Annotated in this window: 5 protein-coding genes; 1 reads left to right on the top strand and 4 read right to left on the bottom strand. The window is 59.8% G+C overall.

Annotation, left to right across the window (positions count from 1 at the left end):
• Window positions 1-640: 640 nt before the first annotated feature.
• From Q9295_RS17695 to Q9295_RS17680, 4 genes are all read right to left on the bottom strand, one after another.
• Window positions 641-4159, bottom strand: a complete 3519-nt coding sequence (locus Q9295_RS17695) for an autotransporter outer membrane beta-barrel domain-containing protein (protein ID WP_306681916.1) — start codon at window positions 4157-4159, stop codon at window positions 641-643.
• Window positions 4160-4906: 747 nt separating this feature from the next.
• Complete coding sequence (locus Q9295_RS17690) at window positions 4907-5260, bottom strand: EutQ-related cupin domain-containing protein (RefSeq protein WP_306681915.1); 354 nt, start codon at window positions 5258-5260, stop codon at window positions 4907-4909.
• 16 nt (window positions 5261-5276) lie between these two features.
• Window positions 5277-6638: a flavin monoamine oxidase family protein gene (locus Q9295_RS17685; RefSeq protein WP_306681914.1), complete on the bottom strand. Its 1362-nt coding sequence runs from the start codon at window positions 6636-6638 to the stop codon at window positions 5277-5279.
• A 64-nt stretch (window positions 6639-6702) separates the two neighbouring features.
• A complete protein-coding gene (locus tag Q9295_RS17680) occupies window positions 6703-8292 on the bottom strand; it encodes an ABC transporter substrate-binding protein (RefSeq protein ID WP_306681913.1) in 1590 nt (529 codons plus the stop codon).
• A gap of 173 nt (window positions 8293-8465) precedes the next feature.
• Here Q9295_RS17680 and Q9295_RS17675 point away from each other — a divergent pair, with 173 nt between their 5' ends.
• Window positions 8466-9476 (top strand): GlxA family transcriptional regulator, encoded by a 1011-nt coding sequence (locus Q9295_RS17675; RefSeq protein WP_306681912.1) that lies wholly within the window; start codon window positions 8466-8468, stop codon window positions 9474-9476.
• Window positions 9477-9673: the final 197 nt, after the last annotated feature.

Genomic DNA, 9673 nt, shown 5'->3' with positions numbered 1-9673 from the left:
ACAAAAACCACAGGGACACCAATCTCTTGGCGCTGCCTGCAACCTCGCATCCAGAATTTCGTATCGCAGCAATCTTTCAACCGCCGCTCCTTCCGCCTCCCGCCAACCTTCCGCTTTCGCTTCCGATCACCGTTCCGCTTCGGTGAGGCGGTATCTAGGCCTCACAGCAGGCAGCCGCAAGAGGGAAAAACGCCGAATGTGCGGATTAGTTCCCGAGGCGGCTATGTGAGGCGGAAGAATGTCCGCTGAAGAGTTACGCTTTTGCCTTATTCTTAAGGGCCCTTCGGCCAGCTGCGGCCCGCGGGAGAGATGGTGGGATTTTTTCACCCAATGAGGTTCGATCGCCCGGCGCGGGCGTACGGATGACAGAAACGGGCCAAAATCGCCCTCTGTTTCCCGTCCAAAAAAGGAATCGGGAGGGAAACGGCCGCAGAATCGCCGGGTCTAAGTCATTCGCCTGTCCCAGAATCATTCTTGGGAACCGCAAACGACGGCTTAAAGCGTGCAGAGAGAGCAGGCTCTTCGTGATTCTCGCCCAAAGCCATGCGGGGAAGAGAGGAAGGTGATGCGGGGCGATTAAGGCGTGTCGATTAAGACGGGGCGGCATCGGCCGCCGCCGCCTCACTTTGAACAGGCGCGTTCAGAAGCTGATCTGATGGCCCAAGGTCAGGCTTACGGCGTCAGTGTCCCCCTCACCTTTGGCATAGCCGATCTTAAGATTGGTCTGCATCGCTGGCGACCATTGCTGCGCGACGCCAAGGCCGATGCGCACGGCGCTGCCGCCAGAGGTGTCGATTGACGTGCCATCGTAAACGACCTTTGGCGCATTGAAGCTATGCCACAGATCGAGATCCACAAAGCCAGAGGTTTGCGCCCCACTGGCGGTAAGGGCGCCAGCAAGCGTGGTGCGTAGGCCAATCCGGGCCGCAGCGCCCTGACCGTCAGCGCTCATCGTGAGGCCTGCGGCATCCGTGAGCCCCTTGGCTTTGACATCAGACCAAATCACTTGGGCGCTTGGTTCGATCCAGATGGCCCGATCATCGCTTTGTCGCAGGAGGTGGCTGAAACCAGCCTCTAAAGAAAGCGTGCGACTGTCGAGATCGTAGCTTTGCTCTGCCGCGCCGGTACTGCCCAGCGCCCCTTGATACCTTCCGCGCATGGCCCATGCGTCAACATACCATCCCGGCTGACCGGCGCCGGCCTGCTGCCAGGTGGCGTAAAGGCCAAGGCCAAAGCCCTCCAGCTCACTGCTGACCCGCGAACCTGCCGGTTTTGACAGGGCCGTGCCGTTCTGTTGGCCATAACCGAACATCATTCCGGCCGAGAGCACCGCCTGCCCCATCTCCCAAGCGCCGAGGGCAAAGCCACCCTGCAGAGTGCTGCGATCGAAACTATTGTCGAACTGCCCCCCCGGCCCGCTGAAAAGATTACCATCCATACGCTCGATGCGCAGCCAGTTGCGCCCCATTGGATCAACCGAAGCCCCGGCACGGTCGCGGAGGCTGTGATCAAACATCAAAGCTGCACCGGCAAGGTTCGCGCCATAGGCCGCCACTTCGGGCCGGATCAATCGCGCGCCAGAGTGTCCGGCGGCACTTTCCAAAACCCAATCGCCATTCTCATACCGGTTCAGCGTGTATTCATAGGCGCCATTGGTCACGCGCTGGCCCAGCACGAAATGATCACCCGAGTTGCCTGCCACGCTGATTAACCGCAGGGCATCCGTTCCGTCAGAGCTTGCGAAGCTAAGGCTGTTGAAGTGGATCATATCTTGGCCGCCAGTCGTGTCGCCCATGATCTGTAGGCGCGAAGGCTGCACGGGCCCGCCATCCGCCACCAAAGCCGCATCCATCAGCAACACGCCCCCTTCTGCGGTGTAATCGCCGGCCACGATCAGGATCGGCTGGGCCACGGCGGGCAGCAGGCTCACCAGTCCGGCATTGCGCAAGGCGCTGACAGTCTGGTCGAAGCCCTTCAAATCAAGCGCCCCCGCCTCTGCCACCACAAAGGTCGAAGTCGGGCTGAACACATGCGCAGCGCCAGCCGAGAACCGCCCCGCCGTCACCGTGGTATCCCCCGCGTAAGAGCTGGAGGCTGTCAGCACGACTTCGCCCAATCCCCGCTTTTCCAACCCGCCCGGGCCAGAAATGCCACCGGATAAAGCAACCGGAACGGTCGGGTGTGAGATGTCAATCCAGCCCTGGCCGGGCAAAGCGATGGCTTGGGTGATCTCGGTGATCGGTGAGGTCCAAGCCGCCCAAAGATCCGCCGGACCTGCCGTGCGCAACCCACCATTGTCAAAACTCACCACGGCATCTGCGGCCCCCAGAGCCGCAGCCTCATCAATCGCCACCGTGCGGCCCTCGGTGATCAACGCCGAGGTGAAGCGGGTGTGATCGTCCACGCAAAGTGCTCGCGCACCGGCGAGTGCCAGATGCGTGGCATCAGAACAGTTCAAACGAATCTTCAGGGCCGCACGGGCGTCGTTCTCAAAATCAAGCCCCGTAACTGCTGCAACCCGCGCACGCTCGGCCGGATCATCAAGGCCCAAAGCGGTAACGAGCGCATCATAGCTTTGACCCGCATAACCCGGTCCTCCATCCTTAGGCGCGGCAAATTGCACCTCGGCCGCAATATGCCGCAGCAAGATATCACCCCATTGTTCCCAACTCATGCCCGCGATCGAGGAAATGCCCGGAAACTCGGCCCGATTGGCTTGGAAATAGGTTTCAATAACCACTCGAAAATGGGTCGTCGCGTGACTATCCGTCAGCTCGGCAATCAGGCGATCATAAGCCACCCGCTGTGCCTCGGGCACATAGGGGTAGAGCTGCGCCCGAAAGCTTGCATTCGATCCACGGTCATAGACCGCTTGGGCCAAGAGCACGCCGAAATCCGGCAAAGGCGGCGGCGGAGGTTCTATATAGCCATAAAGCGGCGTGCCATCGTCAAAGGAGAGCTGCCCCAGATAGACATCCTCACGCCGGTTGTTACGGCTCAGGAGGAACTCCTCGCCCGCCGTCACCTCAGCATCAAAGATCAGGCCAACGCCGCCGGGCGCATCAAAGGACAACTTCGGCCCCTTCCAGCGCAACTCATGTGCGATAGGTTCGTGATCCGAGAAAGGCACGCCATTCGGCCCGGTCGAAAGATCGCGATCCAAGACCCCACCAATATAGCGATCTTGCGGATCATCGATCACCTCCCACCATTTGGCGTAAGGCCGAGAGGCGATGAAGTGGTCAATCTGCGTGCGCCCCCACGAGGGCCATTTGAACGCCTCGTCATCTTCGCCCGTGCTAGGCCAAGTCGTGCTGCCGTCCTCTAACTCATGCGGAAAGAACGGTTCGCGGTCCGCGGGCAGGACCAAAAGCTGATACTGCTTTTTCAAAATGTTCAGCGTATGAGGCGTGTTACCTGAAACCGGATAAGTCTCATCGGTGAAAAGATTGTCGGGATAGGTGTCACTGCTGCCATCAAGATAGGCCTCGGCCGCGGTATAGCCGTCAGAACCGATCGGATGGTTACGGGCCACATATTCAAGCGCCCAAGCGCGCCAATTGGCATCCCCCCGCCCGCGCCTTAGCATCAGATCCTGTTGCGAGGGCTCAAGAAGCCCGCGCTCAGAGACATCACCGGCGTTGAAATCGCCCACGACAACAATCGGGCGCAGCTCACCCAAAGGCCATTGGTTCAACTCCGTGGCCTGACCGACGCGATGATCGAAGGGGTTGTCCCAGTAATTTAGGTGCTCGCTGGCGATCAGCGTATCGGGGCGCGATCCTTCAGAGCCAGCCACAACATAGGGCACGCCGCGCGCGCCGAATATGCCTGTGCTGGTGCCAAAGCGGTGGATCAACCCTTTGTCACCGCTGCTGTGAATGTTTAACTCGGGCGATCCGAGCAGCTCTAATTTGCGCGCCGTATCAAGACCAAATGCCGCATTATACTCTTGAATGGCGATCACGTCATAAGCGCCGTTTGAAAAGAGCAGATCATTGCCCTCTCGCAAAGCCGAGACGCCCCAAGAGTTGAAAGAGATGATCCGCAGATTGCCCGTCTCTTGCGACAGCGCTTGCGTGGGCAACAAGGTCAGGGCCGCAACACCGCTGGCCAACAGGCCCGCCTTTCGAGTGACGGCTCGTTTTGGGGGAAACATGGCTACTCGCTCCTTACTCTAATGACACATAAAACCGGCTTGCGCCGCATAAGATCAGTCGGTTGGGACGCAAAGCGGGTCAGCGAGCCCTTTGCCCCATTTCGAAAGTGCTACTGTTGCAAAAGGCGGGTCGCGCGTTGCAGTCGTGGTCCGACCAACGGCCAAACCTGATCCGCCAGATCCAACTTCCAAAGGAGGAGGCCCGGCCACGGCCGATGCTGGCATGAAAGGTCGGCAGATTGGGCGCGATGGTCAAAGACTGTGGTCATCGCGGCGCCTCGAGGGCACTCATTACACGAAAACTCATTAACTCCTCGTGGCACATCTTCCCCGCTGGGATGCCGTGTCCTACGGCATCCCAGTGATGGCGATCAAAAGGCTTGTGGTCTTTCAAGCAGAGGGACCAGCCTTTGTGACACCGATAAGCGAGGTGTAAGAAAGAGACTGCGCAGAGTTAATTGATGAGTCAATTATTAATGTTTTACCGTCTGGTTCATCTTTTCAAAGCAGAGGCTTGCAGGGCAGCGTCGTGCGAAGGTCCCACAGCCGATGCGCCTATGTGGCTCGTCACGCCATGCACCTCATAGGCAAGCGTCTTATTGTCCAAATGCGCAATATAGATCCCCCTCTCGGCTTAAGGCTGATCGGCGGATCGAAGCGCCAGGCGTACAAAAAAGCCAGCGCCCCGCATCAGGGGGCGCTGGCCTTTGTGTCCTCAAGTGACCGGCCATCTAGGCCGCTGCGTTCTTATGCTTTGGGCTTCAACTCGGCCCAATTGGGCGGGGTCACAACGAAGAAGCCGCAGGTGGTGCCAACCGACTTGTAGCGCAGGGGCGTGTCTTTCGGCAGCCAGATCATATCGCCGGGGTTTAGGAAGTTGTCTTTGCCATCCACTTCGATCGAGCAGCTGCCCTCGACGCTGTGGCAAATCCAAACTTCATCGTACCAAAGCGTGAAGGGAATATCACAATCTTTGAAATAGACGGTTCCTGCCGCCATGGTGGCACCGTCTTTGTCATCGATCTGCACATGGGTCGAGCCACCACGCGGCGACCAGTTTTTGACCAGATCGCCGATGCGGCAAACCTTGATATCGGACATGTTCTTCTCCTTTTGATCAGTCATTTGCCACGGACAGGATCTGTCCTGCGGCGGCTTCCCCAGCGGCCAAGGCGCCTTCCATATAGCCGCGGAATTCGGTTGCCATATGGGTGCCAGCCCAATGCAAAGGCCCGACCGGCGCGCGCAACTCTGGCCCGTAGGCGGTCAATTGCCCCGGTACAAGGAAGGGGCTGGAGGCGCCCGCCGACCATTCCTCATCCGCCCAAACCTGCAAGCGGAACTCCAGCGGGTTCAAAGCCTCTGGCCCCAAGGCCTGCGCCAGAACCTTCAACACGGCCTCGCGGCGTCCGGCCTCATCCAGCGGGTCGATGTGCAGCGCGGCTTTGCCGGAGAAAAGCGCGATCATCACGCCATGCGTCGGCTCGGGCCCGCTGATGTCCAAGGCCGCCGTCACGGCACCACTGGTCGAGATCACATGCCCATTCAGCCCCTTGTCGCGCCAGAAGGCCCGGTCATAGACCACCACCGCTTTGGAATTGCGCCCGTTCGGGAAGCGCTGATGCAAAAGCCGGCGGGCATTGGGCAGGCTGGGCGAGAAGCGGATCTGGTTTATCATCGCCGGGGCGCAGGCAAAGATCGCGCGCTCTGCCTCGACCCGCAGGTTATCGCTTTCCACGACAACGCCGGTCTCGCTCCATTCCACCCGCAAGGCCGGCGCGTTGAGGAACACATCCTTGCCCAGCTCTCCCGCCATACCCAGCGAGACGAGTTGCGAGCCCCAGAGGTGCTCCGACATGCCGCCGGTTTCCACATCGGACATAAACCGCGGTCCACCGCAGCCACGAAGCTTCTGGATCAGCTCCAACGCCGAAACCTCTTCCGGCATCACCCCGTAATAGGCGCCCGGCAACCGCAAAAGCGCATTGCGCGCCATGCCCGGCGGCAGCATCTCGCGCACCCAGCTGTCATAGGTCATCAGGTCCAGCTTCGCGGCCAGTTCCCCCTCCCAAGGGTTGGCGGGCAGCGCATCAAAGACCTTATACAAGGTGTTGAAGGCTTCGGAATATTCCGCCCAATCCGCCTCATTCATCCCCGGAATGGTGCCCATCGGGCCGCGATGAGTTTGGTCCTCATGCAGGCAGACCCGTTCGCCGGTGGCGAATTGCTTGACGCAAGGCACGCTGTAACGCTGCACCAACGGATAGATCCGCTTGTGATGCTGCGAGACCCATTGCCCGCCCAAATCGACCCGGCGGCCCAAGACTTCGCTTTCCGGCGACAGTGTCAGCCCGCCCACCCGGTCGCGCGCTTCCAACACCGCCACGGAGCGGCCCGCCTCTTTCAGCTTCAGCGCCGCGTAAAGCCCCGAAAGGCCGCCGCCAATGACGACAGTCTCCCGCCGAACGGTCGTTTTCATTCTTCATCTCCAAAGATTGGCAGAGAGGCCCGCGAGACGCACCCGCGGGCCAATTTCAAAGGACTCACTCAGCCCAATGCAGGTCTTGCAGCACGATGTTGCAGCACGAGGAGATCCGCGTGCCTTCCAGCTTGGGGTTCGACACCAGGATCGTATCGGGCGCGACCAGCGGCAGGATGATCTTGTCGTCGATCATCATCTGCGACAGCTCGGCAAAGGCCGCAGCGCTTTCCTCAGCCCCGCCACCCAAGGCGCGGTCGATGATGGCTTGGGCTTGCGGGCGGGCAAGCTCTTCAATGCCACCAGCGCCAGCCCGGCTGTGCCAGATCGTGCCATCGATCATGCCGAAATACAGGAAGTATTGCGACGAGCCGTAAAAGTCCGGCACGAAGAACACCGCCGTCATCGGAATGCCATCCCCGTTGACACGCTCACGCCAGATCGGGAATTCCAGCGGCTCAAGCTCCAACTGCACGCCAATCTTGGCCAGATCCATCTGGATCTTCTGCATCATCATTGGGAAATCAACGCCATATTGGCGCACATTCGGGAAAGCCGCGACCATCGAGAAGCCATCCGCCGCGCCACCTTCGGCCAGCAAAGATTTCGCCAGCTCAACATCATAGGCCGGAGCGGTCAGATTGTCGCCGCCGGGGAAGTCCACCGGCACAGGCGAGGCCATGCGGTGGCCCTTACCGTCAACCGTCAGATCGATCAGCGCGTCATAATCGATGGCATGCGAAATCGCCTGACGGATCTTGGCGTTCAACGGCACGTCAAGGCCTTTGGCTCCGGGCGCCAAAGCCAGATAGATCAATGCCTGCGAGGGCATCGACAAGACCTTAACGCGGTCATCTTGCACCTGTGCTGCCGTCAAAGCATCGACCTGCATCGCCAGATCGGCACCACCGCTTTGCACCAATTGCAACTGGCTCGCCGCATCCTTGCTTTGCACCAGCGTGACCGCCTCGACCTTGGCCTTGTCGCCAAAATAGCTGTCGTTGCGCTTCAGGCGCAGGCTGTCGCCGGGCGTGTAGCTCTCCAGCACGAAAGGACCAGCCCCGGCCGAGTTTTCCAAAAGCCAAGCCTCAGCCGTGTCCTTGGCATCGGCCTCGGCATCAGCCAAACCGCCCTGCGCGCTGACCGCATCGGCATTCAAAATACCCATGTAAGGCGCCGAAAGAACGCCCAGAAGTTCCGAGTTCGGCGCCTCAAGGGTGATGACCACCGTCCGAGCGTCTTTCTCCTCCAACGAGACGACACCGGCCAAAAGATAGCCTGCCCCTGCGGTGATGTTCTTGGTGCGGTTCAGCGACCAGATCACATCCTTCGCTTCAACCGGGCTGCCATCCGAAAACACCGCATCAGCGCGCAGCTTGAAGGTGAAGACCTTCTGCTCGGCGTCAATCTCCCAGCTTTCAGCCAGCATCGGCTTGATCGATTTGCCATCGGCATCAAGGTCGACAAGCCGCGCATAGACCGCGCTCAGATAGATTTGACAGGTGTCGCAGAAGGCCCGTGCCGGATCGAGCGAATTAAGATCCATATCGCGCGCGATCAGCACCCCTTGCTCGCTTTGCGCAAAGGCAGGCGCAGCAAAAGCGCCGCTGGCCAAGACAGCGATAACCGCAGCCGTTGACCGCAAATGTTGCAATGATCGTTCCAAGAGCACAGCGAACCTCCCCGTTTCTGTGTTGCGCGCTGGATGAGCAACGCAAGCCGCAGGATTGCCATGCTTGGGGCAGACATCATTGCATTGCGCGCCATAAAAATTGCATTTAACGCCAATATTCTGCACGGATCAGACAAGAATAGCGGAAGGCGCCGATGGAAGAGACCAGCCAAATTGCCGTGCTTTGCATCGGTGAGATCTCACTGCACACCGCCCTTCTCGCGGTCGAGCCTTTTCGCGCCGCCAACCGCACCGGCGGAGCGAAGCGCTTTGAGATCTCCTTTCTCTCGATCGAGGGGCATATCGCCTCGACCATGGTTGGCATACCGCTGCCGACCCAGTCTTTGGCTGATGTCGCTGCCATGCCTGAGCTGCTCTTCCTTTTGGCCAGCTATGAAGACGAAAGCCTCGACAAGCGCGCGCTGTTCGCTTGGCTGCGCCGCGCCAAGAACGCAGGCTCGACCATCATCGGTCTTGATCTCGCGCCCTTCTTGATGGCCGAGGCAGGGCTCTTAGCCCACCGAGCTGCGACCGCGCACTGGTCCACGCTGAATGCCTTTGCCGAACGCCACCCCGATATCGCGCTGACCGACAGGCTTTTTGAGATCGAGGGCAAGATCGCCACCTCCGCCGGACAGATCGCGACGCTTGATCTGTCGATGGCGCTTTTGAAAGCGCGCGTTCCACCGATGCTTTATCATGCCGTCCAAGACGAGTTGGTCTATCTGCCGCGCGTTGACAATCAGGTTGGACAAAGGCGCGCCGGGACCGATCGCCAAAGCGAGTTAGACCCGATGCTGGAGACGGCGAAAGCCCAGATGCTGGCCCATATCGAAGACCCCCTGCCCTTGGCCGATATCGCAGCGGGCGCGGGGTTAAGCTTGCGCGACATGCAACGCCGGTTCCGCCGTGAGACCGGTCAGAGCCCAGCAGACTATTACCGAGACCTACGGCTGATGAAGGCGGTCCACCTTTTGCTCTATTCGCGGCTTTCGATCCGTGAGGTCGGCTTGGCGGCGGGCTTTCTCCAGCCAGCCACCTTCTTTCGCGCCATCCGCCAGCGCTACAACAAGGGTCCGCAAGAGCTGCGCTCCTCCTTCCTTGCCGATAATGCCAGACCCGACGGGCGCAAAATCGGCCCCGGATGGGGGCATTGGCCAGTGTAATGCGCAAAAGCGCAACGGCCTCTCTTCTTCAAATTCGGAAGCGATGCGCGGTTTTGGGTCGTAGACCTTACGGTACATGACTCCGGCGGCCCGCAGCAATTGCCGCCAATACTTAAGAAAAAATCCCGGCGCATTTTTTGCGCCGGGATTTGTTTTTGATTTATTCGCCGATGGAGATTTCGGCCAGCGGCAGGTTG

This window comes from Pseudogemmobacter lacusdianii, assembly GCF_030848395.1.
GTDB classification, from domain to species: domain Bacteria; phylum Pseudomonadota; class Alphaproteobacteria; order Rhodobacterales; family Rhodobacteraceae; genus Pseudogemmobacter; species Pseudogemmobacter lacusdianii.
This window is presented reverse-complemented; position numbering and strand designations above follow the sequence as displayed.